General features: G+C 67.7%; 28 protein-coding genes and 1 pseudogene. 9 read left to right on the top strand and 20 right to left on the bottom strand.

The window, feature by feature from the left end; genetic code table 11:
- Positions 1–24: 24 nt before the first annotated feature.
- On the bottom strand, positions 25–708 hold the full coding sequence (locus FND50_RS26265; protein WP_144287626.1) for a Type 1 glutamine amidotransferase-like domain-containing protein: 684 nt from the start codon (positions 706–708) through the stop codon (positions 25–27).
- A 5-nt stretch (positions 709–713) separates the two neighbouring features.
- Positions 714–1,532, bottom strand: a complete 819-nt coding sequence (locus FND50_RS26260; protein ID WP_144287625.1) for a maleylpyruvate isomerase family mycothiol-dependent enzyme — start codon at positions 1,530–1,532, stop codon at positions 714–716.
- A 166-nt stretch (positions 1,533–1,698) separates the two neighbouring features.
- On the opposite strand from FND50_RS26260, the pseudogene FND50_RS26255 reads away from it, so the two are divergent.
- A pseudogene (locus FND50_RS26255) lies at positions 1,699–3,239 on the top strand (AMP-binding protein).
- Positions 3,240–3,266: 27 nt separating this feature from the next.
- On the opposite strand, the gene FND50_RS36335 reads toward FND50_RS26255, so the two are convergent.
- Both FND50_RS36335 and FND50_RS26250 read right to left on the bottom strand, forming a co-directional pair.
- Positions 3,267–3,431 (bottom strand): hypothetical protein, encoded by a 165-nt coding sequence (locus FND50_RS36335; RefSeq protein WP_172651258.1) that lies wholly within the window; start codon positions 3,429–3,431, stop codon positions 3,267–3,269.
- Complete coding sequence (locus FND50_RS26250; RefSeq protein ID WP_005254155.1) at positions 3,428–3,829, bottom strand: DUF488 domain-containing protein; 402 nt, start codon at positions 3,827–3,829, stop codon at positions 3,428–3,430. Before FND50_RS26250 ends, FND50_RS36335 begins: the two co-directional genes overlap by 4 nt.
- A 269-nt stretch (positions 3,830–4,098) precedes the next feature.
- On the opposite strand from FND50_RS26250, the gene FND50_RS26245 reads away from it, so the two are divergent.
- The 3 genes from FND50_RS26245 to FND50_RS26235 are packed head-to-tail and all read left to right on the top strand — an operon-like array spanning position 4,099 to position 6,965.
- Positions 4,099–5,211 carry a Re/Si-specific NAD(P)(+) transhydrogenase subunit alpha gene (locus tag FND50_RS26245; protein WP_007300560.1) on the top strand — a complete coding sequence of 371 codons (1,113 nt, stop codon included), beginning with the start codon at positions 4,099–4,101 and terminating at the stop codon, positions 5,209–5,211.
- A complete protein-coding gene (locus tag FND50_RS26240) occupies positions 5,212–5,541 on the top strand; it encodes an NAD(P) transhydrogenase subunit alpha (RefSeq protein WP_144287624.1) in 330 nt (109 codons plus the stop codon).
- Positions 5,541–6,965: an NAD(P)(+) transhydrogenase (Re/Si-specific) subunit beta gene (locus tag FND50_RS26235; RefSeq protein ID WP_144287623.1), complete on the top strand. Its 1,425-nt coding sequence runs from the start codon at positions 5,541–5,543 to the stop codon at positions 6,963–6,965. The genes FND50_RS26240 and FND50_RS26235 overlap by 1 nt, the downstream gene beginning before the upstream one ends.
- 67 nt (positions 6,966–7,032) lie before the next feature.
- On the opposite strand, the gene FND50_RS26230 is transcribed toward FND50_RS26235, so the two are convergent.
- The 6 genes from FND50_RS26230 to FND50_RS26205 all read right to left on the bottom strand — a co-directional run bounded on the left by FND50_RS26230 (position 7,033) and on the right by FND50_RS26205 (position 12,926).
- A complete protein-coding gene (locus tag FND50_RS26230) occupies positions 7,033–7,665 on the bottom strand; it encodes a hypothetical protein (RefSeq protein WP_007300562.1) in 633 nt (210 codons plus the stop codon).
- 86 nt (positions 7,666–7,751) lie between these two features.
- Positions 7,752–8,900, bottom strand: a complete 1,149-nt coding sequence (locus FND50_RS26225; protein WP_144289161.1) for an MFS transporter — start codon at positions 8,898–8,900, stop codon at positions 7,752–7,754.
- A 61-nt stretch (positions 8,901–8,961) separates the two neighbouring features.
- Positions 8,962–10,206, bottom strand: a complete 1,245-nt coding sequence (locus FND50_RS26220) for a dihydrolipoamide acetyltransferase family protein (protein WP_144287622.1) — start codon at positions 10,204–10,206, stop codon at positions 8,962–8,964.
- A gap of 30 nt (positions 10,207–10,236) precedes the next feature.
- Positions 10,237–11,220, bottom strand: coding sequence for an alpha-ketoacid dehydrogenase subunit beta (locus FND50_RS26215; RefSeq protein WP_144287621.1), 984 nt, complete (start codon positions 11,218–11,220; stop codon positions 10,237–10,239).
- Positions 11,217–12,314, bottom strand: coding sequence for a pyruvate dehydrogenase (acetyl-transferring) E1 component subunit alpha (pdhA, locus tag FND50_RS26210; RefSeq protein WP_144287620.1), 1,098 nt, complete (start codon positions 12,312–12,314; stop codon positions 11,217–11,219). Before pdhA ends, FND50_RS26215 begins: the two co-directional genes overlap by 4 nt.
- Positions 12,315–12,557: 243 nt before the next feature.
- Positions 12,558–12,926: a DoxX family protein gene (locus FND50_RS26205; protein WP_005262604.1), complete on the bottom strand. Its 369-nt coding sequence runs from the start codon at positions 12,924–12,926 to the stop codon at positions 12,558–12,560.
- Between the two features lie 115 nt (positions 12,927–13,041).
- Here FND50_RS26205 and FND50_RS26200 point away from each other — a divergent pair, with 115 nt between their 5' ends.
- Positions 13,042–14,070 carry a phosphotransferase family protein gene (locus FND50_RS26200; protein WP_037206299.1) on the top strand — a complete coding sequence of 343 codons (1,029 nt, stop codon included), beginning with the start codon at positions 13,042–13,044 and terminating at the stop codon, positions 14,068–14,070.
- 22 nt (positions 14,071–14,092) lie between these two features.
- On the opposite strand, the gene FND50_RS26195 is transcribed toward FND50_RS26200, so the two are convergent.
- A complete protein-coding gene (locus tag FND50_RS26195; RefSeq protein ID WP_144287619.1) occupies positions 14,093–14,554 on the bottom strand; it encodes a thioesterase family protein in 462 nt (153 codons plus the stop codon).
- Positions 14,555–14,612: 58 nt separating this feature from the next.
- On the opposite strand from FND50_RS26195, the gene FND50_RS26190 reads away from it, so the two are divergent.
- The 3 genes from FND50_RS26190 to FND50_RS26180 are packed head-to-tail and all read left to right on the top strand — an operon-like array spanning position 14,613 to position 17,594.
- Positions 14,613–15,803: a benzoate/H(+) symporter BenE family transporter gene (locus FND50_RS26190; RefSeq protein ID WP_144287618.1), complete on the top strand. Its 1,191-nt coding sequence runs from the start codon at positions 14,613–14,615 to the stop codon at positions 15,801–15,803.
- Positions 15,804–15,810: 7 nt separating this feature from the next.
- On the top strand, positions 15,811–16,320 hold the full coding sequence (locus FND50_RS26185; protein ID WP_005566675.1) for an O-acetyl-ADP-ribose deacetylase: 510 nt from the start codon (positions 15,811–15,813) through the stop codon (positions 16,318–16,320).
- Positions 16,317–17,594 carry a sodium:proton antiporter gene (locus FND50_RS26180; RefSeq protein ID WP_144287617.1) on the top strand — a complete coding sequence of 426 codons (1,278 nt, stop codon included), beginning with the start codon at positions 16,317–16,319 and terminating at the stop codon, positions 17,592–17,594. The genes FND50_RS26185 and FND50_RS26180 overlap by 4 nt, the downstream gene beginning before the upstream one ends.
- Before the next feature lie 45 nt (positions 17,595–17,639).
- On the opposite strand, the gene FND50_RS26175 is transcribed toward FND50_RS26180, so the two are convergent.
- The 6 genes from FND50_RS26175 to FND50_RS26150 all read right to left on the bottom strand — a co-directional run bounded on the left by FND50_RS26175 (position 17,640) and on the right by FND50_RS26150 (position 22,312).
- Positions 17,640–19,073: a nucleobase:cation symporter-2 family protein gene (locus FND50_RS26175; protein WP_144287616.1), complete on the bottom strand. Its 1,434-nt coding sequence runs from the start codon at positions 19,071–19,073 to the stop codon at positions 17,640–17,642.
- 10 nt (positions 19,074–19,083) lie between these two features.
- Positions 19,084–19,977, bottom strand: a complete 894-nt coding sequence (pucL, locus tag FND50_RS26170) for a factor-independent urate hydroxylase (protein ID WP_144287615.1) — start codon at positions 19,975–19,977, stop codon at positions 19,084–19,086.
- 2 nt (positions 19,978–19,979) lie between these two features.
- Positions 19,980–20,324 (bottom strand): hydroxyisourate hydrolase, encoded by a 345-nt coding sequence (uraH, locus tag FND50_RS26165; RefSeq protein ID WP_144287614.1) that lies wholly within the window; start codon positions 20,322–20,324, stop codon positions 19,980–19,982.
- Positions 20,321–20,830, bottom strand: coding sequence for a 2-oxo-4-hydroxy-4-carboxy-5-ureidoimidazoline decarboxylase (uraD, locus tag FND50_RS26160; protein WP_144287613.1), 510 nt, complete (start codon positions 20,828–20,830; stop codon positions 20,321–20,323). Before uraD ends, uraH begins: the two co-directional genes overlap by 4 nt.
- A 197-nt stretch (positions 20,831–21,027) precedes the next feature.
- Complete coding sequence (locus tag FND50_RS26155) at positions 21,028–21,495, bottom strand: DUF6328 family protein (protein WP_144287612.1); 468 nt, start codon at positions 21,493–21,495, stop codon at positions 21,028–21,030.
- Position 21,496: 1 nt separating this feature from the next.
- Positions 21,497–22,312 carry a shikimate 5-dehydrogenase gene (locus tag FND50_RS26150; protein ID WP_005264949.1) on the bottom strand — a complete coding sequence of 272 codons (816 nt, stop codon included), beginning with the start codon at positions 22,310–22,312 and terminating at the stop codon, positions 21,497–21,499.
- Positions 22,313–22,397: 85 nt separating this feature from the next.
- Here FND50_RS26150 and FND50_RS26145 point away from each other — a divergent pair, with 85 nt between their 5' ends.
- Positions 22,398–23,972, top strand: coding sequence for a molybdopterin-dependent oxidoreductase (locus FND50_RS26145; protein WP_144287611.1), 1,575 nt, complete (start codon positions 22,398–22,400; stop codon positions 23,970–23,972).
- 20 nt (positions 23,973–23,992) lie between these two features.
- On the opposite strand, the gene FND50_RS26140 is transcribed toward FND50_RS26145, so the two are convergent.
- From FND50_RS26140 to FND50_RS26130, 3 genes are all read right to left on the bottom strand, one after another.
- Entirely contained in the window at positions 23,993–24,697 is a 705-nt protein-coding gene (locus FND50_RS26140; RefSeq protein ID WP_144287610.1) for an HNH endonuclease family protein, read from the bottom strand.
- 64 nt (positions 24,698–24,761) lie between these two features.
- Positions 24,762–25,079, bottom strand: a complete 318-nt coding sequence (locus FND50_RS26135; protein WP_005252838.1) for a hypothetical protein — start codon at positions 25,077–25,079, stop codon at positions 24,762–24,764.
- 71 nt (positions 25,080–25,150) lie between these two features.
- Positions 25,151–26,053 carry an NADP-dependent oxidoreductase gene (locus FND50_RS26130; protein ID WP_144289160.1) on the bottom strand — a complete coding sequence of 301 codons (903 nt, stop codon included), beginning with the start codon at positions 26,051–26,053 and terminating at the stop codon, positions 25,151–25,153.
- Positions 26,054–26,270 lie beyond the last annotated feature (217 nt).

The following is a 26,270-nucleotide window of genomic DNA, read 5'->3' as shown; positions in this document are numbered from 1 at the left end:
TTCCCGTCGCAGGGCTCGCCGTCGTCACACGAGTTCGGTTCGATCTCCGTTCACGACGATCGCCTGATCGTCCGTCAAGGTGCGGTACTCGATGCCGGCGAGCCTCAAAGCGTTGACAGTGCGCCGAACGGCGGCCGCGTCCTCCAAGGGCACGGCGTCTTCGGCCCCTGGAAGCTCCGCAGGCGCGTGATGGGGCACGATCGCGAAGCTCACCACGCCCAGGCCGTCCCAGAGCGGCTCCATGCCGCAGGTTGCGACCACCTCCGCCGGGTCATCGGAGGAGTCGAGGCCGTGCAGCGTCGGTGTCATCACACACGCCCCCGCGCTGTAGCCGGCGTACACCAGCGAATCGGTCAGCAGTAGTTCCGGGATCACCCGGTCCGCCCCACTCCGGGCCATCTGCGCGCGCAACACGAACGTGTTCCCGCCGCGCACCCACAGCATGCCGAACCCCTCCAGCCGCTCCTTCAGCGCGGTGGACCGCGCGTGCCCGTCGCTGCCGATGTAGTCGCGCAGATCCACCTCCTCCGGGGTGAAGCCCAGCCGCGTCAGCGGCATCACGTCACTCACGACCGCGGACGTCCGCGCCGTCCGTGGCCACGCGTCCGCGGCCGCGGCAATCACCCCCACGCGCCCCGGACGGCCGACCAGCGACAGCAGAGGCGCGGGATCCGCACCGAACCGATACGAGGCCAGGAACAGGCGCACCGCGGTCAGATCGTGAACGCGAGGTTGTCGACGATCCTCTTGCCCGCGGCGGTGTCGCCGCGCAATGCGATCTCGTCGCGGTGATCCGCCGCCGTCGTCCGGCCGCCCGCCAACCGGGTGAAGAGTCGGGAGTCGACGGTCACGGTCGTGGTGGCCTCGGACGGTAGTTCGTCGACCACCGCGGCTCTGCCGTCGACGGCGATGTGAATGTTGCGCGCGAGCGGTCCCGTCAGCTCCAGGGTGATCCTCGACCCGTCCGGGGCCTTGCCGCGCTTGCCGACGAGGAACGCGACAGCGCCCGCGATCTCCTCGAACGCGGTCTCCGCGCGCAGGCCGCCCTCGTTGCCGGGCAGCGCGAGGGCGTCGCGCAGGTCGAGCTCGTGCATCCAGCAGTCGAACACGCGGATGCGCATGAACCGGAGGTAGGGCGCCGGACCGACCGGTGTGGTGGTCTCGGCCTCGAACTCCTCGTCGGTCATCTCGCTCAGCTCCGACCGCCTGCGGGCCACAATCGCCCGGAAACGCTCGAGCATCTCGGGGCCGGAGCAGCCCCGCAGGCCCTCGACCCACTCTTCGTTGAACGCCCCGATCTCGTTGCGCACGTGCGCGAGGCCGCGGACGTCGATGCTGGTGTGCGGTGCGGAGATTCCGGCAAGCAGTGACTCGGTGCCGATGAGATGCGCGGTCACGTCGTGGACGGTCCACCCGGGCAGCGCGGTGGGCGTGAACCACGCGTCGCCGGACAACGAGGACAACACCTCGTCGAGTACATCCCACTCCTCGAACAATGCGTCGAGGATCGGTTCCTTCTGCAGGGCATTCACGGGTGGTACGCCTCCTTTTGCCTCAACTCTAGGACCTCCCGCCGGAGCGTCCGAGCGTTTTCGCCGCGGGCGGACGAATGCGCCGGTGACGGCGTCGAAGGTCTCCCCGTCCCGGGTTCGGTGTGGTAGACCGATGGTGAGAATCTCCATTAACAAAGGAGTGCGGATGTTCCCTGGAAACTTCGTGGCGACTACCCCGGACAAGCCTGCTGTCATTCGTCCCTCGACGGGGGAGCGGCTGACCTACCGGGAGTTGGACGAGCGGTCCACCCGCCTCGCACGGCATCTGCGCTCGCTCGGCCTGAAGGTCGGCGACCACCTGGCGCTCGTGTCGAGCAACGACCTCCGGGTCCTCGAGGTGTACTGGGCGGCGCTGCGATCCGGGCTGTACATCACCGTGGTGAACTGGCACCTCACCCCGGAGGAAGCCGGTTACGTCGTGGACGACTGCGGAGCCGAGGTGCTCATCGTGTCCGCCGACGCGGGCGGCGCCGTGCCGCGCGACCCCAATCAGCTTCCCCGCGTCCGGCACCGTCTCGTGTACGGCGGCGTGCTCGACGGATTCGACAGCTACGACGACGCCGTGGCGGCGCAGTCGGCCGAACCGCTCGATTCGCAGCCCCGCGGGCAGGACATGCTGTACTCGTCGGGCACCACCGGCAGGCCCAAGGGGATCAAACCCGCTCTACCCGAAGGCGAAGTGGACACCACGATGGATCCGTACACCGCGGTGTTCGCCCCGATGTACGGATTCGATTCCGACACCGTCTATCTGTGTCCCGCACCCCTGTATCACGCAGCGCCGCTGCGCTTCTGCGGCACCATCACCTCCGTCGGCGGCACGATCGTCCTGATGGACCGCTTCGACGCCGAGGAATCGCTGCGGCTCATCGAGGAATATCGGGTGACCCACAGCCAGTGGGTGCCGACGATGTTCGTCCGGATGCTCAAGCTGCCGAAAGACGTTCGCGACAAATTCGACGTGTCGAGTCTGAAGGTGGCCATTCACGCTGCGGCACCGTGCCCGCCCGACGTGAAACTCTCGATGATCGAGTGGTGGGGCCCGGTGATCCACGAGTACTACGCGTCCACGGAGGGTGCCGGTGCCACGTTCATCGACAGCGCCCAGGCCCTTGCCAAGCCGGGATCGGTGGGCCACGACGGGGTCATGGGCATCGTGCACATCTGCGACGACAACGGTGCGGACGTACCCGTCGGTGACATCGGAACCGTCTACTGGGAGAGGGAGGAACGGCCGTTCGAGTATCACAACGACCCGGCCAAGACCGAATCCGCGACACACCCCGACCATCCGACCTGGACCACGAGCGGCGACATCGGGTACATCGACTCCGACCGCTCCTCTACCTCACCGACCGCGCCGCGTTCATGATCATCTCGGGTGGGGTGAACATCTACCCGCAGGAGTCGGAGAACGTCCTCACTATGCATCCCAAGGTGTTCGATGTCGCGGTCATCGGCGTGCCCGACGACGAGATGGGCGAACAGGTCAAAGCCGTAGTGCAACTCGTCGAAGGGGTGGAACCGTCCGATGCCGTCGCCCGCGAGTTGCTCGACTACGTGCGCGACCGGGTGAGTCACTTCAAGGCGCCGCGCAGCATCGACTTCTCCGACGACCTGCCGCGCACCCCCACGGGCAAACTCGTCAAGCACAAACTTCGTGCCCGGTACCTGAACGCCGGCTGAAGTCCCGCACATCACCTGTCCCGCACGTCACCTCTCCCGCGCCGAACCGCAGCGCGGGCAGGTGCTCGCGGTGTGATCGGTGAGGAACAACCCGCAGTCGGGGCACACGCGGTCGAGCCAGCAGACGGGATCGCCGCCGAGGTCGTCGTCCGGGTCGGTGATGGGCGGGGCCTCGTCGCGGTGGGTGGTCACAACCGTTCCAGCATGTATTCGGCGAGCACCTCGGCGTGACTGTGACTGACGTCCTTCGTCGCGGTCAGGAGAACGATCGGCCGCCCCTGCGCGAGTTCCTGCACCCGCGCGACAGCCTTCCGTCCGCTCGGCGAGTCGAGCTCGTGGACGTACCGCTCGCGGAACTCGCTGAATGCGGCGACGTCGTGCGAGTACCAGTGACGCAGCTCCGTCGACGGCGCGAGGTCCTTGGCCCAGTCGTCGAAATGGAACGCGTCCTTGCGGAGCCCCCGCGGCCAGAGCCGGTCCACGAACAGTCGGAGTCCGTCGCCCTCGGTCGGATGGTCGTAGACCCGCTCGACGACGACCGGTGGATCCGCGGTGACGTCCTCCGCGCTCCGTTCCTTCGATGTGCTCATGGCCGAACCTCCGCTTCCTTGCGGCTGTCTACCGTCAGACTACGACCAAACACCCTGTGACCGGGTTCACAAACGAGCAGAAAGATCTGTGAGAACGACTGTTCGGACTCGATTCAGACGCCTACCCACGGACTTCTCTGTTCCCTACGTCACGCATTCTCTGGCTACTATCAGCTAACTCAGTCGAGTCGGGGGAAATATTTCCGCTCATCATCGGTTGATCGCCGCTCGTCGCGGCACACACACCATCTACCGCAGGAAGTCGATACATGGATACATCGCAGAGCGCGTCCACTGCGCGCCCGACGGTCGGCGTCGTTCGGGAGTCGAACGACGGTGAGCGTCGGGTGGCGTTGGTGCCGAAGATCGTGGCGTCGTTGATCGCCAAGGGCGTCGACGTGGTGGTCGAGTCGGGTGCCGGTTTGGGCGCGCTGATCCCGGACGAGTTGTATACCGAGGTGGGGGCGAAGATCGCCGACCCGTGGTCGGCGGACGTGGTCGTGAAGGTCGCGCCGCCGTCGGACGAGGAGGTGGGCCGGTTGCATGCCGGGCAGACCCTGATCGGGTTCCTCGCCCCCCGCAACCAGGACAATCAGGTCGCCGCGCTGAAGTCTGCCGGGGTGCAGGCGTTCGCGGTGGAGGCGATCCCGCGGATCTCCCGCGCCCAGGTGATGGACGCGCTGTCGTCGCAGGCGAACGTGTCCGGATACAAGTCGGTGCTGCTCGCGGCGTCGGAGTCGACCCGGTTCTTCCCGATGCTCACCACCGCCGCCGGCACGGTCAAGCCGGCGACGGTGCTGGTGCTCGGTGTCGGTGTCGCCGGTCTGCAGGCGTTGGCGACGGCGAAGCGTCTCGGGGGCCGGGCCACCGGTTACGACGTGCGCCCGGAGGTCGCCGATCAGGTTCGCTCGGTCGGTGCGCAGTGGCTGGATCTGGGGATCGACGCCGCCGGTGAGGGCGGCTACGCCCGCGAGCTGACCGAGGCGGAGCGGGCGCAGCAGCAGCAGGCGCTCGAGGACGCGATCAAGGGCTTCGACGTGGTCATCACCACCGCCCTGGTGCCGGGCCGTCCGGCCCCCCGGTTGGTGACCGCGGCCGCGGTGGAGGGCATGAAGCCCGGCTCCGTGGTGGTCGACCTGGCCGGGGAGACCGGCGGCAACTGTGAGCTCACCGAGCCCGGTCAGACCGTGGTCAAGCACGGGGTGACGATCTGCTCGCCGCTGAACCTGCCCGCCACCATGCCCGAGCACGCCTCGGAGCTGTACTCGAAGAACATCTCCGCGCTGCTCGAGTTGATGCTCGTCGACGGGGCGCTGGCCCCGGATTTCTCGGACGAGGTCCTCGCCGCGTCCTGCGTCACCCGTGAGGAGGGTGTGTCCTAGATGTATACCGAATTGTTGGCGAACATCGCGATCCTGGTGTTGTCCGGGTTCGTGGGGTTCGCGGTGATCTCGAAGGTCCCGAACACGTTGCATACCCCGTTGATGTCGGGCACGAACGCCATTCACGGCATCGTCGTCCTCGGCGCGCTGGTGGTGCTCGGCAAGGTCGACAACCCGCCGTGGGGCCTGCAGGTGATCCTGTTCGTCGCGCTGGTCTTCGGAACGATCAATGTGGTCGGTGGTTTCGTGGTCACCGACCGGATGCTGGCGATGTTCAAGTCCAAGCCCACCGCCCCTGCCGCTGTTGTCGAGAAGGGTGGGGACCGGTAATGGAGTACTTGGTCAACGTTCTGTACATCGTGGCGTTCGCGATGTTCATCTACGGTCTGATGGGCCTGACCGGCCCGAAGACCGCGGTCCGCGGTAACCAGATCGCCGCGGTCGGCATGGGTGTCGCGGTGGTCGCGACGTTGATCGCGATCCGGGACACCTCCAACTGGGTGCTGATCGTCGCCGGTCTGGTGATCGGTGTGATCTTGGGTGTGCCGCCGGCGTTGCGGACGAAGATGACCGCGATGCCGCAGCTGGTGGCGTTGTTCAACGGTGTCGGTGGCGGCACGGTCGCCCTGATCGCGTACGCCGAGTTCCTGGACTCGGACGGGTTCACCGCCTTCCAGCACGGTGAGTCGCCGACGGTGCACATCGTCATCGCGTCGCTGTTCGCGGCGATCATCGGGTCGATCTCGTTCTGGGGTTCGGTGATCGCGTTCCTCAAGCTGCAGGAAACCCTGCCGGGCCGGCCGATCGGCATCGGCCGGTTGCAGCAGCCGCTCAATGCGGTGCTGCTGATCGGGGCCGTCGCGTTGGCGGTGGCCATCGGGATCAAGGCGATCGAGCCGACCGGACCCACGTCGCAGTGGTGGATCGTGGGTGTGCTGGTGCTGGCGGCGGTGCTCGGGTTGATGGTGGTGCTGCCGATCGGCGGCGCCGACATGCCCGTGGTGATTTCGCTGCTGAACGCGTTGACGGGTCTGTCCGCGGCGGCCGCCGGTCTGGCGCTCAATAATCAGGCGATGATCGTGGCCGGCATGATCGTCGGTGCGTCGGGTTCGATCCTGACCAACCTGATGGCGAAGGCGATGAACCGGTCCATCCCGGCGATCGTGGCCGGCGGGTTCGGTGGCGGCGGCGTCGCGGCGGCGGTCGGGGACGGGACCGTGAAGACGGCGAAGTCCACCTCGGCGGCGGATGCGGCGATCCAGATGGCGTACGCCAACCAGGTGATCGTGGTCCCCGGCTACGGGTTGGCCGTCGCGCAGGCCCAGCACGCGGTCAAGGACATGGCCAAGCTGCTCGAGTCGAAGGGCGTCGAGGTCAAGTACGCCATTCACCCGGTCGCCGGCCGGATGCCCGGGCACATGAACGTGCTGCTCGCCGAGGCCGACGTCGAGTACGACGCGATGAAGGAAATGGACGACATCAACGACGAGTTCGCCCGCACCGACGTCACCCTGGTGATCGGTGCGAACGATGTCACCAACCCCGCCGCCCGCAACGACCCGTCGTCGCCGATCCACGGGATGCCCATTTTGAATGTGGATCAGTCGAAGTCGGTGATCGTGCTGAAGCGGTCGATGAACTCCGGCTTCGCCGGCATCGACAACCCGCTGTTCTTCGCCGACACCACCTCCATGCTGTTCGGGGACGCGAAGAAGTCGGTCGCCGAGGTCACCGAGGAACTCAAGGCCCTGTAGGCCCTCCGGGCCCGTGCGCCTTTGTGGTAGCACCAACTACCAGAAAGGCGCACGGGCGCGAAGCGCCTCAGAGGCGCAGACTGCCGCGGTGCCGGGAGAAGGCGATGGCCGCGGTGTCGGGCCGTCGCTCTTCACGCTCGGCGGCCACGGGGGAGTACAACATCAGAGTGGACGCCAGTGTCCACCAGATCGCCAAGATGATCAGGCCGGCCGCGAGGCCGAAGATGCCGACGGGTTCGACCAGCGCGGCGGCCCCCGCGACACCGAGGACGACGGCGAAACCCAGGCCCGCGATGACGGGCCGGAACCGCGGTGCCGAGACCAGCAGCGCCGAACCGTACAGCGCGGTGACGGCGACGACGTGCCCGCTCGGCAGGAGCACCGACGGCGCATCCGATTCCCACGCCCGGACTGCGGCACTGGTGAGGTTCGCGCCGATACACAGCAGCAGTACCGCACCCATGCCGTACGAAAGTTTTCGCATCGCCGCGACGATGGCGAGGACCACGGTCGCTGCGAGCACCGTGGTGACGTCGATCGCCTGGATCACAGGTTCGGCGACGGGTCGGAGTGCCTCCGGGAGGACGAGACCCGACGATTCGGGGCGGATGAGGTAGAGCGCGCACAGTGCCACCACACCCGCCGCGGCGAAGGCGAGGCGACGAACACTGCGACGCAGCCTGCTAGTCGATTCGGTCACGCCACACAGTGTGCCAACCGACGCTGAACGATCGATGAGAGGCCGCTGTGAGGTCGGTGAACGGTCCTGTTCGTGCGGCAAACGTGTCAGGTGTGCCGGACCGCCCCCGCGAACGTGGCCGCCACCAGCACGCAGGTCAGCGGCACCACCATCGCGACGGTCAGCGGAACCACCTGGGTGATCCAGCCGATGGTGGCCGGGCCGGCGAGGAATCCGACGTACCCCAGCCCGACCACACGGGACATGTTGGTGCCCGCGGAACCCGCGCCGAGGTTGCCCGCGGCGGTGAAGATCTGCGGCACGCAGCCCGACAATCCCAGGCCGAACAGCGCCCAGCCCAGGACGGTGAGCGGGAGCAGTCCCGAGACGACGACGAGCAGCATTCCGACGGCCGCGATCAGGGTGCCGTAGCGGACGACGGCGACGGGACCGAGCGCGCCGCTCACGCGATCCGCGGTGAACCGGCCCACCGTCATCATCACCGAGAACGCTCCGAACGCGAGGGCGGCGACGGAATCGGACGTTCCGAGGTGCTCCTTGACCTGCAGGGTGCTCCAGTCGTTCGCGACCCCTTCCGACAGCATGAGGACGAAGGCGATGCCACCGAGTGCGAGGACCCGCGTGGACAGCCGGCCCTGTGCCTTCTCGGCGGGAGCGGTGTCGTGCCGAGAGCGGGGACGGTCGGCCATCAGCCACCGTGAGCCCGCGGCGACGGTGACGACCCCGACACCGCCGGCGACCAGCAGCGCCGTCACGGGTGCCCATCCGGCGGCGAGCGTCGCGGCCCCGAGCAGCGATCCTGCCACCCCGCCCACGGAGAACAGGGCGTGGAACGCCGACATGATCGGCCGCCCGTACCGCTGCTCGACTTCGACGGCCTGCGAGTTCATCGACACGTCCAGTGCGCCGTTCGCGAAGCCGAACACGAGCAGGGCGAGACCGAGTTGCCAGGCCGCGGAGGCCAGCCCGGGACCCACGGTGGCGGCCGACAGTACGAGTCCGGCGATGATCACCATCCGCCTGCTGCCGAATCGGTCGGCCAGTGGACCGCTGACCTGCATGCCGCCGATCGCACCGACCGCCAGCAGGAGCAGCAGCGAACCCAGCGTGGAGTGGCTGATACCGGTCCGGTCCTCGATCGCCGGAATGTGCACGACCCACATGCCGAGCAGGAACCCGTTGATCCCGAAGATTCCGAACGTTCCAGCACGAGCCCGGCGGAGCAGCTCGTCCACTGGTGCGCGGGTGTCGACCGCGGACGCTCGGGAAGTATTCACCGACCAAACGTACCGAGGATCAGAGGTGCGCGAGCAGTGAGGCGGGATCGTGCAGCATCGCCGCGACGGACGACAGGAACCTCGACCCCTCCTCGCCGTCGACCACTCGGTGATCGAACGACACGCTCAGGGTGGTGACCCACCGCACCGCGAGATCGTCCTCGTGCACCCACGGTCGCCTGGTGACGCTGCCCAGGCACAGGATGGCCGATTCGCCGGGGTGGAGGATCGGCGTGCCCGCGTCGACACCGAACACTCCGACGTTGGTGATCGACACCGTCCCGCCGGTGAGCTGCGCGGGTTCGGCTCTGCCGCTGCGCGCGGTCGCGGTCAGTTCGGTGATCGCGCGGCACAGTTCGAGCAGACTCAGCGACTGCGCCTCCTTTATGTTCGGGACGACCAGACCGCGGGGTGTGGCCGCGGCGATGCCGAGATTGACGTAGTGCTTGGTGACGATCTCCTGGTTCTCCTCGTCCCACGACGCGTTGAGGCTGGGGTTCTCCCGCAACGCGACGATCATCGCCTTCGCCACCAGACTCAGCGGTGTCACCGACAATCCCTCGAATGCGGGGAGGTCCCGCAGGCGCTCTAGCAGTTCCACCGACCGGGTCACGTCGACGGTCACGAATTCGGTGACGTGCGGGGCGGTGAACGCGCTGCGGACCATCGCCGCCGCGGTCTGCTTCCGGATGCTGCGGATCGGGGTGCGGGTCTCGCGCTCCGACGGCTCCGGTGAGTCCGGTGTCGACGGCACCGCCTGCCCGACCGAACCCGCATGGGATTCCACGTCAGTCCGGGTGACGGCACCGGACGGCCCCGTCCCCGCGACGACGGCGAGGTCGACTCCGAGTTCACGTGCGGCGACCCGGGCTGCCGGCGAGGCGTCGGGGCGCCGACGGTCCGCGCCGGACGTGCCGGTTTCCGGAGCGGTCACCAGCGTCCGCCTGGCCCGTTTGCTCTCGGCAGCGGCCTCGGGCCCGTATCCCACCAGAACGGGCGTGCGCGTGGGAGGTTCCTCGGTGGCCGCATCCGTCGCGATCCGGATGATCGGCGTCCCGACCGGCACGGTCGCACCGGCCGAAACCAGCAATTCCTCCACGACACCCGCGTACGGCGAAGGCAACTCGACGAGCGCCTTCGCCGTCTCGACTTCTCCGATCACCTGATTGAGTTCGATCGTCTGGCCCACCTCGACGGCCCAGGAGACCAGTTCGGCCTCCGTCAGGCCCTCACCGAGATCGGGTAGGCGGAATTCCTGCGCCAACGGACGGCTCCTCTCCTCCGATGGGTGCGATCAGGCCGCGAGGCTGCGATCGACCGCGTCGAGCAGGCGGTCGGCGTCCGGCAGATGGTGCAGTTCCAGCTTCGCCGGGGGATACGGAACGTCGAATCCGCCGACCCTCAGGACGGGCGCGTCCAGCTGGTAGAAGCACCGCTCGGAAATGCGGGCGGCGATCTCCGCGCCCAGGCCGAGGAACGTCGGCGCCTCGTGCGCGACGACGAGTCTTCCGGTCTTGCGTACCGACTCCTCGATGGTGTTGAAGTCGATCGGCGAGAGGGAGCGCAGGTCGATCACCTCGAGGGAGTGCCCCTCGTCGGCGGCGATGGACGCGGCCGACAGGGCCGTCGGCACGACGGAGCCGTACGCGACGATGGTGGCGTCCGTGCCCTCCCGGGCCACCCGGGCCCGATGCAGCGGCACGTCCGGTTCGGCGTCCACGTCGAATTCGGCCTTGTCCCAGTACCGCCGCTTCGGTTCGAAGAACACCACCGGGTCGTCCGCCGCGACGGACTGCTGGATCATGTGGAACGCGTCCGCCGGGTTGCTGGGTGTGACGACGCGCAGTCCGGCGGTGTGGGCGAAGTATGCCTCCGGCGACTCCGAATGGTGCTCGACCGCACCGATGCCGCCGCCGTACGGGATCCGGATCGTGAGGGGTGCTGTGACCCTGCCCTGTGTGCGGTAGTGAATCTTGGCCACCTGGGACACGATCTGGTCGAACGCGGGGTAGACGAAGCCGTCGAACTGGATCTCGCAGACGGGCCGGTAACCGCGCAGGGCCATGCCGAACGCGGCGCCGATGATGCCGGATTCGGCGAGTGGGGTGTCGATGACCCGGTTGTCGCCGAAATCCTTCTGCAGGGTGTCGGTGACGCGGAAGACACCGCCGAGGCGTCCGACGTCCTCACCCATGATCACGACCTTGCGGTCGTGTTCGAGGGCGCGTCGGAGGCCCGCGTTGAGTGCGGCGCCGAGCGAGAGCGTGGTGGTGGTCATGACAGTGCCTCCTCGATGCCGGCGAAGCCCGCGAGGTACGCGGCGTACTGCTCGCGTTCCTCCTCGATGAGTGGGTGGTCGGTGGAATACACGTGCTCGAACAGATCGAGCGGCTGGGGATCGGGCGCATCGATGGTCCCGGACCGCAGTCGCGCCGCGAGGTCGTCGGCGGTGGCCTGCACCCCGGCGAGGAACGTGTCGTCGAGCAGGCCTTCCCGGTCGAGGAGGCGCCTCATCCGGTCGATCGGGTCGCGGGCCTTCCAGACCTCGGTCTCGGCCGCCGCCCGATACCGGGTGGGATCGTCCGACGTGGTGTGGGGACCCATCCGGTACGTGACGGCCTCGATGAACGTCGGCCCACTGCCTTCGCGCGCCCGCTGAGTGGCCTGGCGGGTGACCGCGAGGACCGCGAGGACGTCGTTGCCGTCCACGCGGAGGGCGGGCATGCCGTAACCGGCGGCGCGCTGCGCGATGGGGACGGGACTCTGCAGGTGGACCGGTTCGCTGATCGCGAACTGGTTGTTCTGGCAGAAGAATACGACCGGCGCGTTGTAGCTCATCGAGAAGCCGAGGGCCTCGGCGAGGTCGCCCTGACTGGTGGCGCCGTCGCCGAAGTAGGCGATCGTCGCGATCTCCGCGCCGTCCAGGTGGGCGCCCATGGCGTACCCGGTGGCGTGCAACCCCTGGGAGCCGACGACGATCGCGGGATTCGTCACGTTCACGGAACTCGGATCCCACGCGGAATGGGCGCATCCCCGCCACATGCGGGTCATCACCCCCGGGTCCACACCACGGCAGTAGGCGACGGCGTGTTCGCGGTAGCTGATGAACGCGTAGTCGTCGGGGCGGAGGGCGCGGGCGGAGCCGACCTGTGCGGCTTCCTGCCCGAGCAGGGGAGCCCAGAGTCCCAGTTCGCCCTGGCGTTGCAGCGCGACCGCTTCGACATCCATCCGACGCGCGACCACGAGGTCTTCGTAGAGGCCGCGCAGTTGATCGGGTCCGATGTCGCGGACCAGGCTCGTGTAGTCGGGTCTGAAGACCCGTCGGCCGTCCGGCTGGATGAGCTGGACCGGATAGGCAATCTTGTCGACCATCGGGGTCACCTCGTGTTGTCGAGTCCGTGAACCTTGTGGGTCCGTAGGAGACGGGTACTGCGGTAGGGCAAGTGTGTGTCCTACTTCACAGCATCCACGAGAACGCGAAGTGCGCAAGTGGCACCGCTGACGTCGAGCAAAATGCCCAGTTTTGGGGGTGGCGAGGGTGTCATGCTGCGTCTAATGACCAATTCGGACATCACCGACGCCAGGTTGTTGCTGCAAGGGTCCGAGAACCCCGGATCACCCCGCGAACACGAACCCGATCGAGGCGAGGACGGCCAGCATCGCGAGGTAGACCGCGGGCATTGCGACGGCCCGGGTGTCGGGGTTGCCGTAGTCACCGTGTCGGACGTGAAAGGCGATTGCGCACAAGAGGAGAATCAGCAGCGCCACCGTCGAGATCACTCCCAGGGGAGTCCAGTAGAGGCCGGCGAGAACACCGACACCGCCGGCGAGTTCCGCCACGCCGATCAGCCGGACCTGTTGCCTGCTCAGGCCCCGGGATTGCAACCCCGTCCACGCGGTTCCCTTCAGTCTCAGCTTGGGAATGCTCACGGCGACGGCACTCACGGCGAGGAGCACGCCGCACACGATGAGGAAAACTTCCACGTCGGTCCCTCCAGTTCCGGCCGAATCGGCCTCACTGTTGCCACCCTAGGGCCGCGACCTGCGGCGCGGACCGGTTCCCTCCGCATCGGGCTTCCGAGCGGTTAGCATCGAGCGCGTGAATGCTGTGGGGCTGAACGAAGATGCCGTTTCTGCGTGGATTGCCGGACTCGGTGTGGGAGCTATCGCGCCGCTGAGCTTCGAGAGGATCGGGAACGGTCAGTCGAATCTCACGTACGCGGTCAGTGACGCGGGTGGTGGTCGGTGGGTGTTGCGGCGGCCACCGCTCGGGCATCTGCTCGCGTCGGCGCACGACGTGGTCCGCGAACACCGGATTCTGTCCTCTCTCCAGGGATCCGACGTACCGGTGCCGAAGATCCTCGGGCTCACCGACGATCCGGAGGTCACGGACGCGCCGCTCGTGCTGATGAGCTATGTCGCAGGGGTGGTGATCGACAATGTCGGTGTGGCGAAGAAGCTGACACCCGAGCAGAGGAATGCCGTCGGGCTGGCGATGCCGAAGGCTCTCGCAAAGATCCATGCGGTCGATCTCAAAGATGCCGGGCTGGAGGATCTGGCCAGCCACAAGCCTTACGCGGCACGGCAGTTGAAGCGCTGGAGGGATCAGTGGGAGAAGTCCCGTACCCGTGACGTCCCGGCGATCGAGGACCTGGCGGGCATACTCGAGCGCAACATGCCGGAGCAGACCGAACTGTCGTTGGTGCACGGTGATTTTCACCTGAGCAACGTCATCACCTCGCCCGAGGAGGGTGAGGTGGTCGCGGTGGTCGACTGGGAACTGTGCACGCTGGGCGACCCCCTCGCCGACGTCGGCGCGTTGCTGGCCTACTGGCCCGAGGCGGGCGACGCGGACGCCGGACCGTTCCCCGCCTCCACTCTGGAGGGATTCCCCACCCGGGCCGAACTCGTGGAGGCCTACGTCCACCACACGAAACGCGATGTCACTCAGGTGGGGTACTGGCACGTTCTGGCGTTGTGGAAGCTGGCGATCATCGCCGAAGGCGTCCTGCGCCGGGTGATCGACGACCCCCGGAACAAGGCCGAGACCGGTGCGCCCACGGTCGCGCTGATCGACGGCATCATCGCCCGGGCGGTGGCCACGGCGGAGGCTGAGGGACTGCGCTGAACCCCCTGGTGGTGCCGGACGGTCAGACGGCGTCCGGTGCCACCAGAAGGGTTGCAGCGCTCCGGATTTCGGCAGGAATCGGCACCGGTCTCCGGGTCTTCGCGTCCACGTACACGTGCACGAAGCGGCCGAGAGCCGCGAGTTCGAGCGCGTCGTCGTTCTCGCGAAAGATCGCGAGCGCATACACGATGCTCCGGGTGCCCAGCTTCTCGATGGACAACCCCACCTGCAGACGGTCCGGGAAGGTGAGTTCGCTGACGTACTTGCAGGACGTCTCGGCGACCACACCGATGGCGGGCAGATCGCGGATGTCGGTGCCCGTCGTCGCAATCAGCCAGCCGTTGACGGCCGTGTCGAAGTACGAGTAGTACGTGACGTTGTTGACGTGCCCGTAGTGGTCGTTGTCTTCCCAGCGGGTCGGCACCGGCCACAGGGCGGGGAAGTCGGCGGCGGTCGGCAGGGCGGGGGCGTCGTCGTGTTTCACCGTGCCGACCCTAATGCCACGGATCGCCGGGACCACGCGTCGGGCAGAATCGCGTCCTATGTCTGTGCCCGACAGCGATGTGCGTTCACCCGATTCCGCGGCCCAGCCGATCAGCGCCGGAATCGTCACCGCCCTGGTGGGCTTCACCAGTTCGTTCGCGGTCGTACTCACCGGACTGACGGCGGTGGGCGCGAATTCCGCCCAGGCCGCGTCGGGACTGCTGGCGCTGTGTGTGACGCAGGCGCTCGGCATGTTGTGGATGTCGCGGCACTACCGCATGCCGATCACGCTGGCGTGGTCGACGCCGGGCGCCGCTCTCCTCGCCGGCGCGGGGACGGTGAGCGGCGGCTGGCCCGCCGCGGTCGGGGCGTTCGTCGTCGTGGGGGCGGCGGTGATTCTCACTGGGCTGTGGCCGCGGCTGGGACGGCTCATCGCGGCCATCCCTCCGGCGTTGGCGCAGGCGATGCTCGCGGGCGTTCTGCTGCCGCTGTGCCTGGCGCCGGTGCTGGCGCTGCGTGACGCACCGCTGGCCGTCGCGCCCGTGGTTCTCGTGTGGCTGGTTCTGCAGCGGTACTCGCCGCGGTGGGCGGTGCCGGCGGCGTTCGCGGCTGCCGCAGTGGTGATCGCGATCGGTCTCGCCTCCGGCAACGACGGACTGGACACCAGCGCGCTCCTGCCGAGGCTCGACGTCACGGCACCGGCGTGGACGTGGCAGGCGATGATCGGGATCGCGATCCCGCTGTACATCGTGACGATGGCGTCCCAGAACATCCCCGGGACCGCCGTCATGAATTCCTTCGGCTACCGGGTGCCGTGGCGGCCGGCCATGCTGGTGACCGGTGTCGGGACCCTGGTGGGCGCGCCCGCGGGCGGTCACGCCATCAACCTCGCGGCCATCAGCGCCGCCCTCGCCGCCGCGCCGTCCGCACATCCCGATCCCAGGAAGCGCTGGGTCGCGGCCTTCACGGCAGGCTGGGCCTACCTGGTGCTCGCCGCGTGTTCCGCAGCGGTGGCCACGCTCATCGCCGCGGCCCCCGAGGGCGTCGTGGAGGCGGTCGCCGGCCTCGCCCTCCTCGGCACCCTGGGCGGCGCACTGGCCTCCGCCCTCGACGACGTCCGCGAACGGGAAGGCGCCGTCGTCACTTTCCTGATCGCCGCGTCGGGGGTGAGCATCCTCGGCATCGGGTCCGCGTTCTGGGCGCTGGTCGCCGGATTGATCGTGCGGGTCGCGGTGAGCTCGCGGCGATAATGGGGTGATGACCACCATCGAGGTAGTGCACGGTGACATCACGACGATCGAGGTCGACGCGATCGTCAACGCCGCCAACTCCGGACTGCTCGGGGGTGGTGGAGTGGACGGCGCCATCCACCGGGCCGGCGGACCCGAGATCCTCGCCGAATGCAGGCACCTGCGGGCCACCACGTTCCAGGATGGACTCCCGGCGGGACAGGCGGTCGCGACGACGGCGGGCCGGTTGCCGGCCCGATGGGTGATTCACACCGTCGGCCCCGTGTATTCCGCTACGGACGATCGGTCGGCCACCCTGCGCAGCGCCTACATCACCAGCTTGGCGGTGGCATCCGACCTCGGTGCCCTGTCCGTTGCGTTCCCGCTGATCTCGTCCGGGGTGTACGGCTGGCCCGCGGACGACGCCGTCCGGCAGGCGGTCGGTGCCGTCCGTGAGTCGGACGCCGGAATTCCCCGGGTGCTGTTCGTGGCGTTCGACGCACGGATGGCGTCGCTGCTGCGCGGCGAGGTGGGGTGACGGCGCTGAACACAGATCTCGCGTATCTGACGGCAGGACTGGCTCTTCTGCTGGCCGCCACCGTTCCGCGCCTGTTCCAGGACCGTGCCGTCTCGGCGCCGCTGATCGTCCTGGCGGTCGGAGCGGGGGGCGGCCTGCTTCTCGGCGAGTCGGGAACGGACACCCTGTCGCCGGCACTGCATCCCGCCGTGACGGAACACCTGAGCGAAACCTGCGTCATCGTCGCCTTGATGGGCGTGGGACTGGCGATCGACAGACCACTGGGCTGGCGCACGTGGAATTCGACGTGGCGTCTGCTGCTGATCGCGATGCCTCTCGGTATCGCCGCTGTCGCGCTGCTCGGCTGGTGGGTGGCGGCATTGACCCCCGCCGTCGCGATCCTGCTCGGGGCAGTCCTCGCGCCCACCGACCCGGTTCTGGCGTCCGACGTGCAGGTCGAAGGTCCCACGTCGGGCGGCCAGTCCCATCAGGAGGACGACGAGGTCCGGTTCGCGCTCACCTCGGAGGCCGGGCTCAACGACGCTCTCGCCTTCCCGTTCGTGTATCTGGCGCTGTTCATGATCGGCAAGGGGCCGATCGAGCAGTGGGTCGTGCAGTGGGCGGCCTGGGAACTGATCGGAAGGGTCGTCATCGGCGCAGCCCTGGGGTGGATTGCCGGTGACCTGTTCGGCCGCGCGGTCTTCCGCTTCCCGATCACACACATGCGCCTGGCCGAACGCAGCGAACCCATCTTCGCGCTCGCCGCCACGTTCGCCGTCTACGGACTCACCGAACTGGCCGGGGGATACGGCTTTCTCGCCGTCTTCGCCTGCGCCGTCGCCATCCGTCGGACGGAGCGGGCCCACGACTACCACGCCGAGATGCACAGCCTGATCGAACAACTGGAACACGTGCTCACCCTCGCCGTCCTGCTCCTGCTGGGGGTGGCACTCACTTCCGGTCTGCTGACCGGACTGACGTGGGGCGGGGTTCTCGTCGCGGCAGCCCTCGTGTTCGTCATCCGGCCGGTGGTGGGATGGCTTTCGCTGCTGGGCTGCGAGGAGATGTCCGGCCCCGAGCGCCGGGTCACCGCATTCTTCGGGGTTCGCGGAATCGGGTCGATCTACTATCTCGCCTACGCCGCTGCGGAAGCCGGCGTGGACGACGAGAAGTGGTTGTGGTCGACGGTGGCCTTCACCGTCGTCCTCTCCGTCCTCGTCCACGGGGTGAGTGCGACGCGGGTGATGCGCCTGCTCGATCTTCGCAGGGAAGGCGGTGCAGTCGCGGACCGATAGCGTCGCGACTGCACCGCTCGACCAGGGGTGGCCTGTTCCGGCTGTTTACTCATTGCGCACGGCGGAGGTGCGCGCCGTGTCTGCCGGGTGCTCCGAGTCCTCGGCTGGGTGGACGAGGACGGGCGGCGCCGCCGAGACCACCGAGGGAGTGGGCCGGTTGCCGGCCTTGATCTCGTTGAACAGGATGTTGAGCAGCACCGCGACGATGCTGGCCGCGCTGATTCCCGAGTCGAAGACGATGTGCACCCATTCCGGGAAGGCCGAGTAGAACTCGGGCACCGCGATCGGTATCACACCGAATCCGAGGGCCACCGCGACGATCACCAGGTTGAGGTTGCCGTCGTACGACACCTTGGACAGGGTCCGGATTCCGCTCGCGGCCACCGAACCGAAGAGGACGATCCCCGCACCGCCGAGGACGGGCAGCGGCACGGAGGCCACCAGCTGGCCCAGGACGGGGAACAGTCCGAGAGCGAACAGAACCGAACCGCCGGCCGCGACAACGTATCGGCTCTTGATCCCGGTGATCGCGACGAGCCCGACGTTCTGAGCGAACGCGCTGGCCGGGAACGTGCCGAACACCGGTGCCACGGTGGTGGCGAGCATGTCGGCGCGGAGACCGTCGCCGACCCGGCGAGCATCGACCTTCGTTTCCACGATCTCGCCGACCGCGAGGATGTCCGCCGTCGTCTCGGTCATGATCACGAGGATCACCACGGTCATCGAGATGATCGCGCCGATCTGGAACAGAGGAGTGCCGAACGAGAACACCTGCGGCAGTTCGAAGATCGCGCCCTTCGCGACGGCGCCGAAGTCGGCCTTGCCGATCAGTGCGGCGAACAGGGTTCCCACGACGATGCCGATCAGGATGGACAGCCGCGACAGGGTTCCCTGGACCAGCCGGCTCACCAGCAACACGACGAACAGGCTGAATCCGGCGAGCCCGATGTTGGACATCGACCCCCAGTCCGGGGCCTTGGCGTTGCCGCCCATCGCCCAGCGCACCGCGACCGGCAGGAGGGAGATGCCGATGACCGTGATGATCGACCCGGTGACGACGGGCGGGAAGTAGCGCACGATCCTGCAGAAGAACGGGCTGATCAACAGGCCGATCACGCCGGCGACCATGATGGCTCCGAACACTGATCGCAGTCCGCCCGGACCACTGGCCACCGCCACCATGGTGGACACCGAGGCGAAGGAAATGCCCTGCACCAGGGGAAGTTTTGCCCCGAAATAGGGGACGCCGAGGGTCTGCAGCAGTGTGGCCGCGCCGCTGACGAACAATGCCGCCGACACGAGCAGCCCGATCTCGACGCCGGTCAGACCGGCGGCGCCGCCGACGATCAGGGGAGGCGCGATCACGCCGCCGTACATCGTCAGGATGTGCTGCAACCCGTAGACGTACGACTTTCCGAGTGGCAACCGCTCGTCCTCGGGTCCGGGAGTTCCGGCAACTCGGTGTCCGATCCGTTTCATCGCCGCGCTCCTAGCAGAATCCGGGAACGGAATCCCAGGCGCGGCCGGCGTCGGGAGTGTCCTCGCGCTCGACGGTCGCCTCGATCAACCCGTAGGGGCGGTCGGCCGCGAAGAACACCTCGCCGGGGTTGTCGAGTCCGAACGGTTCCAGGTCGACGAGGAAGTGGTGTTTGTTCGGCATCGAGAACTTCACCTCGGCGATCTCGGGGTGCGCCTCGAGCACCGCCGAACCCATCTGGAACAGGGACTGCTGCAGCGCGAGCGAGTGCGTCGTGGCGAACGCCTCCAGCATGACTGCCCGCACGTTCTCGAAGGTCTTGTCGAAGTCGACGTCGGTGGTGAGGTACCGCCACCGGGCGCTCACCGACGTAGCGAGGATCCGGTCGGACGTTTCCTGCAGGGTGGTGTACTTGTCCTTCGGGTAGCCCCGGAACTCCGAGCCCGTCGACTTCAGCACCACCATGTTGCTGAGCCCGGACACGATCCAAGTCCGGTCGCCGTCGATGGTGACCACGGTGTTTCGCCGTTCGTCGCTCGATCGGACGAAGGAATGGTCGTGGCCCTCGCCGTCGACGGGGATCCGTGCCCACGAGTACTGCTCGATCTCCCATCGGCCGCCGGTGATCCACTCGAATTCCCCCGTGAAGTGCTGTCCGAGTCGCATGGCGAACGTCTCGATCGAGCCGACGCCGTCGCGGGCGAACGCGTACACCGTGTTCTTCTGGGTGTCCGTAGCCACGACGTGCGCGTTGTCGCCTTCGGTGTGCACCGCGTCGAGGTCGCCGCGCAGTTGCGACGTCACGGTGACGTCTTCGATCTCGTGTCGCTTCGTGTCGCGGGTGATCTTGACCAACCGGACTTCTGCCTTGCCGTACTGGTTCTGGCCGAGCACGATCTTGCTCATGATTAGCTCCCTCGGTAGGTCGAGTATGCGAACGGGCTGAGAAGGACTGGTACGTGGTAATGCTGTTCGCTGTCGGTCAGCGCGAACGTGATGGTGATGTCGGGGTAGAACGCAGGACGTGCCTTCGCGGCGAAATAGCGTCCGGTGTCGAAGACGACCCGGTAGGTGCCCGGCTCGAGTCGGGCGGGACCCAGAGTTGTGACGCGTCCGTCGTCGTCGGTGACGGCCTCGGCCACGGTGATCCAGTCGGACTGCCGCTGGACCGTCAGCGTGACCGGCACCTCCCGCGCGGGCATGCCTTCGGCCGCATCCAGCACGTGGGTGGTGACGTGGCTGATCTCGCTCATGCGTCCAGCATCCCGGCGAGCCGACGTGCGGCGATGTCGCGCAGTTCCTCTGCGACAACGGCTAATTCGCTGTCCTCGTCGTTGAGGAGCCGGCGGTCGAGTGCGGTGAGGATGTCGGACGTGCTGCGACCGGCGGCGCGGACGAGGAAGACCCGGCCGAACTTGTCCTCGTAGGCGCGGTTGCCGTCGGTGAGCCGCTTGTGCGCCGCCGCGTCGGACGAATCGACGTTCGACTGCTCCGAGCGTGCCAGGTGTGCCTGGGTGTCGTCGCCTCCCGGGGGTTCACCGATTCGGGGATGGTGCGCGAGGGCTTGCTCGATCTCGTCCGCGGAGAGCGGTCCGGCGCCCGACCTGGCGGCGGTGAGAAGCGAGGCGCGATCGGTGTACGGCCGGGCGGCCACGAGTTCGTCTGCCCACCGGGGAATATCCAGGCAGATTCGCGCCAGTTCCGTTGCCTCGGAGTGTGAAGCCTCGTTGAATCGTTGGAGTCCTGCGTCGAGATCCATGCGACCCTTCTTCCACAATGCGAAATAATGATTCCGTATAGAGAAGCGTGACAGGGGTCACAATTCATGTCAAGACCCAAAATTGAATTGATCCAGATTCGGATGCGTGTGCGATCCGTGGCGTGCTGGAGTCATGACCTGTGAAAGCTGTTGTAGGACAACAGTGTACGAACAAGGTCGCGCCGAATTGCGGGTCTCTAGTCCGCGCCGCCGATATCGTGATCGAACAGGCGGGGACACACGAACCACAGTGTCGCGAACATCAGCGCGGCCACCACGCCGATCACGATCGCGGCCGGACCGCCCACTGCCACTTCGGCAATCAGGAGCACGGTGCCGGTCATGGCTGCGGCGAGAAATCCGACACCCCACAGTGCGAACAGGTTGGCCCTGCGCAGGATGTCGACCCGGCGGCCCTGGCGGAACAGCACCCGGTGCCAGACCGCCGGGGCGATGAGCAGGGCCGAGGACACCGTTGCCAGGAGCACCGTGACGAGATGGAGCATGCGCAGGCCGAACGGCTGCTCCTCGTACGCCTCGGTGAAGGCGACCGCGAGGAGGAAGGCGAACAGGATCTGCACGCCTGCCTGCGCGACACGGAGTTCCTGCAGCAGCTCGCTGAAGTTGCGTGCGAGCCGTTGCGCGGGTGTCTCGGCGGTGCTCACCTCACGACCGTGAGTACTCGGAGGCCCTGCGGATCTCTTCGGGGGACGGGCGCACGCCGGTGTAGAGGACGAACTGCTCCGCGGCTTGCAGCGCGATCACCTCGGCACCGGTGATGACGGTCTTGTGGCGTTCGGCCGCGGCACGGATCAGCGGCGTCGCGGCGGGCATGGCAACCACGTCGAACACGGCCTCCGCCGCGTCGATCGCGTCGAGTTCGAACGCCAGATCTTCGGCTTCGGGACCGCCCGCCATGCCGACGGGGGTGGCGTTGATCAGGAGCCCCGGCCGTGCCGCGCCGAGTTCGGGTTGCCAGTCGAATCCGTACTGCTTCGCGAGGGCGCCGCCCGTCGTCTCGTTGCGGGCGACCACGGTGACGTCGGTGAAGCCGTAGTCGCGCACGGCGGCGACCACAGCTTTGGCCATTCCGCCGCTCCCGGCCACCGCCACGGACAGCGAGTGGTGCAATGCGTTGTCGCGCAACAGGTTCGCGATGGCCTGGTAGTCGGTGTTGTAGGCGTGCAACACCCCGTCCTCGTTGACCACCGTGTTGACGGATTCGATGACCGACGCCGATTCGTGCATCACGTCGACGTACTCGATGATCCGCTCCTTGAAGGGCATGGAGACACCGGCACCGCGGATCCCCAGCGCGCGGATGCCGCCGACCGCAGCCTGGAGGTCGTTGGTGGTGAACGCTTTGTAGACGAAATTGAGGCCCAGCTCGCCGTACAGATAATTGTGAAACCGGGTGCCGATGTTGCTCGGTCGGCCGGAGAGCGAGATGCAGAGAAGAGTGTCTTTGTCGAGCTGGTTCATCCGGTAAATACTAGTAGTGGGCTCCCATCCGTGCGCGTTCTCAGCTCCGAATACACGGTGACGACGACAAAGGAGCAGGGCTGCGATGACGACGACGATCGGTGACCGGCACGAGGCGGCGCGGACGCCCCGGAGACGGCGGCACCTGCTCTCCCGCGCGCTTGCCGGAGTGATCGCCGCCGGCATCGTGCTCGGGGTGGGCGAACTGCTGTCGGTGCTGATCGACCCGAACTCGTCGCCGTTCTATGCGGTCGGATCGACGACGGTGGACCGCAGTCCCGCCTGGGCTCGCGAGTTCGCGATCGACACGTTCGGAACCAACGACAAACCCGCCCTGTTCGTCGGCATGACGATCCTCATCGTGCTCCTTGCCGCGATCGCGGGCATCGTCGAGCGTCCCCGCGCCCCGTTCGGCAGCGCGATCCTGGCGGCTCTCGGGCTGGTGGGAATCTACGCCTCGACCCAGCGCCCCAGCGCCACGTGGATGTGTGCGCTGCCGACCGTGGTGGGGGTCGTCGCCGGCATCGCGGTTCTGCGGGTGCTGACGGCCGCCGCGCGGGCACCCGAGCACTCGGACGCCGAGGATTCGTGGTTGCCGCGCCGAACTTTTCTTCTGCTGGCCGCGGCCGCCGCCGCGACCGCCGCGGCCGCGGGAGCCGCCGGCCGGTACCTCGGGCAGCAAGCCGCGGGAGCTCTGGACAACCGCAGCGCCTTCGCCGTTCCCGAGGTGACGGACCGGGCGGCCCCGATCGGTCCGGGCACCGACATCGACGTGCCGGGCGCCACCCCGTTCGTCACGTCGAACGAGGAGTTCTACCGGATCGACACCGCACTACGGGTCCCACGGTTGACGACGGACGACTGGAAACTGCGCATCCATGGCATGGTGGACCGCGAGGTCACGCTGACGTGGGACGACTTGGTCGCGAGGACGCCTGTGGAACGGGTGGTCACGTTGACGTGCGTGTCCAACGAGGTCGGCGGAAACCTCGCCGGCAACGCCACGTGGATCGGCTACCCGATCAAAGACATCCTCGACGAGGCCGGGGTGCACCCCGACGCCGACATGCTGCTGTCCACGAGTAGCGACGACTTCACGGCGGGCACCCCGGTCGAGGCCTTGCGGGACGGACGCGACGCGATCCTCGCGGTGGCGATGAACGGTGAGCCGTTGCCGTTCGAACACGGTTATCCGGTGCGGCAGGTGGTCCCCGGTCTCTACGGCTACGTGTCGGCCACCAAATGGGTGGTGGATTGGGAACTCACACGCTTCGACAAGGCGGAGGCCTACTGGACGAAGCGCGGATGGTCCGCGAAAGGTCCGATCAAGACCGCGTCCCGGATCGACGTGCCCGCATCGTTCACGCCCACCGCGCCGGGGCCGGTTCTCGTCGCCGGAACCGCCTGGGCACAGCACCGCGGCATCGAGAAGGTGGAGGTGCGGGTCGACAACGGCGAATGGCAGGCCGCGACCCTCGCCCCGCAGTACACCATCGACACCTGGCGGCAATGGACCTGGGAGTGGCAGGCCACATCCGGACTGCACACCCTCCAGGTGCGGGCCACGGATCTGGACGGCAAGGTTCAGGTGGAGGAGCGGACGCCGCCGATCCCGGGTGGCGCCACCGGCTGGCACACGCGTTCCTTCACCGTGTCCTGAGGCACCGTCTTCCGAGGTGCTCACGGACATCGCTCCGCCACCTCGGCGAGCGCGTCGCGGTCCGCCAGCGTCACCGGAAGCCCGTACTCCACCGCCACCGACAGGTACTTGCCCGCGTAGAAGCAGTGGTACGCCGGATTCGGCGGAAGCCAGTCCTGCGGGGTCCGGTCGCCCTTGTCCTGATTGTCCGCACCGTTGACGGCCAGCAGGTTGAACGTGACGTCGTTGGCGAACCGGAGCCGACGCTCGGGCGACCACGTCGACGCGCCCATGTCCCACGCCGCCGCCAAGGGGTAGACGTGGTCGATCTGAACGGCTTTCGCGTCGGCTCGGTCGAACTGGAGCACCTCGCCGGAATACGGATCGGCGAGGACCCCGCTCAGCACCACGCAGCCGCGGGTGCCGTCGCGGAACGCCACCGAGCGGAGGTCGAGCGCGAGAACGTTGTTGCGGGTGTCGCACCCGTCGTGGCCGGCGGCGGCGTCCTGGTCGTCGGTCCAGGACGGGCCGAAAACACACAACTCCTTGCCGGAACACCCGCGCTGGTATCCGCCGGGGTGCGGACGGGACTCGACCGTCGCGACCCGGCCGAGCAACTCCTCGATGTGTGCGCGGGGCGGACTGCCCGGTGCGGGGCCGGGGCCGCTGAGGTCGAGAAGCGACACCCCGCAACCGCAGACCGTCAGGATCGCCACCAGCCACGCGGCCACGTACAGAAGTCTCATGCGTCCCCCGGCGCTCGACCCATCTCCCCCTACCACCGGGAGTATGCACCGGGCCCCCGACAGGTCAAGTGAAGGGGAGGCGCACCGCGGCGATCGACGACAGGTGCGTGCCATCGTGGCCGATCACCCAGGAACCTCCGCTCTGCCGGCATTCCGCGAGCAGATCGAGGGTGCGGAGGAGGAAGAAGATCGCCTCGCTGGGGGTGGGGGTGACCGCAAGCCTGTGTGCCTCACCGTGTTTCATCCCGTCGAGCCACACACCCGACTGTCCGTCCAGTCGAATCGTGACGATGTGCGTGGCATCGACGAAGGCGTACTTCCGTTGCTCCCACGGAGTGGTGAGCGCGTACCCCTGTTCGAGAACCTGGATCAGGATGCTCATGACCGACTCCCGAGTGTCCGGCAGCTACGTCTCTCCAGCATCTACCTCGGAACCGGTGAAAGCCAGACCTGCTAACCGAACTCGATCACGACCTTGCCGCTCGTGTGACCGGACTCAACCATCGCGAGAGCGTCACCGGCGTGCGCGAACGGGAATCGGTGAGCGACCCGCGGATCGAGGGTCCCGTCGGCCACCAGCGCGGCCAGCTCCGCGAACACCGCGGACGTTCGGCGCCGTTCCACCCCCGAGCCGCCGAGATCCCGCGCGGCGAGCGGATCGCCGGTGCTGAGGATCGCCGCCGGATCCGCGACCACCCGCGCCGCCTCGGCGAGCGCGTCACCCCCGACGAGGTCGAAGACGGCGTCGACCGGGCCGGGTATGCGTGCGACCAGTCCGTCTCCGGACGCCACCCAGATGGCACCGAGCGATTCGACGACCTCTCGCTTGCTCTCGCTCGCGACTCCGATCACGGTGACGTCCCACGCCGCGGCCAACTGCAGCGCCGCCACCCCCACACCGCCGCCCGCGCCGACGACGAGCAACCGGCTGCCGGGCGCCAGATCCAGGGTGGTCAGCGCGTCGTACGCGGTTCCCGCCGCGACGGGGAGCGTGGCCGCGTCGGCGAACGAGACCGGCTCGGGCTTGTGCGCCGCAGAGGCCGTGTTGACCAGGGTGTATTCGGTGTAGCCGCCGAAGCCGGTGGCGGTCGCGCCGAACACGGCATCGCCGACCGCGAAGCCGGTCACCCGGGGGCCGACATCCGCGACCACACCGGCGACCTCCCGGCCGAGAACGGCGGGAAGGGTGACGGGGACGGTGTCCTTGCGCGTTCCCGCCCGCACCTTCCAATCGGCGGGATTCACGCCGGCCGCGTGGACGGCGACCAGCAACTGTCCGGGGCCGGGGGAGGGAACGGGGACGTCGAAGAACTGCTGCGTCTCGGGGCCGCCGTACTCGCTGAAGCCGTATGCCATGCTCACGCCCACAGTCCTATCACGAACCGGGGTCGGGATTCGGGCACGACGAAGGCCCGCCGACGTGGAGTCGACGGGCCTTTCTCGTGAGAACTCAGGAGCCGAACGAGCCCGTGCCTCCGCCGCCACCCATCAACGGTCCGAGGACCTGGATGAGTTGAACGAGGACCTGCAAGATCTGTTCCATGTCCATTTTGTCTTCCTCCGATCACTGCGA

This window comes from Rhodococcus sp. WB9, from assembly GCF_007558985.1.
Classification (GTDB): domain Bacteria; phylum Actinomycetota; class Actinomycetes; order Mycobacteriales; family Mycobacteriaceae; genus Rhodococcus_F; species Rhodococcus_F opacus.
This window is presented reverse-complemented; position numbering and strand designations above follow the sequence as displayed.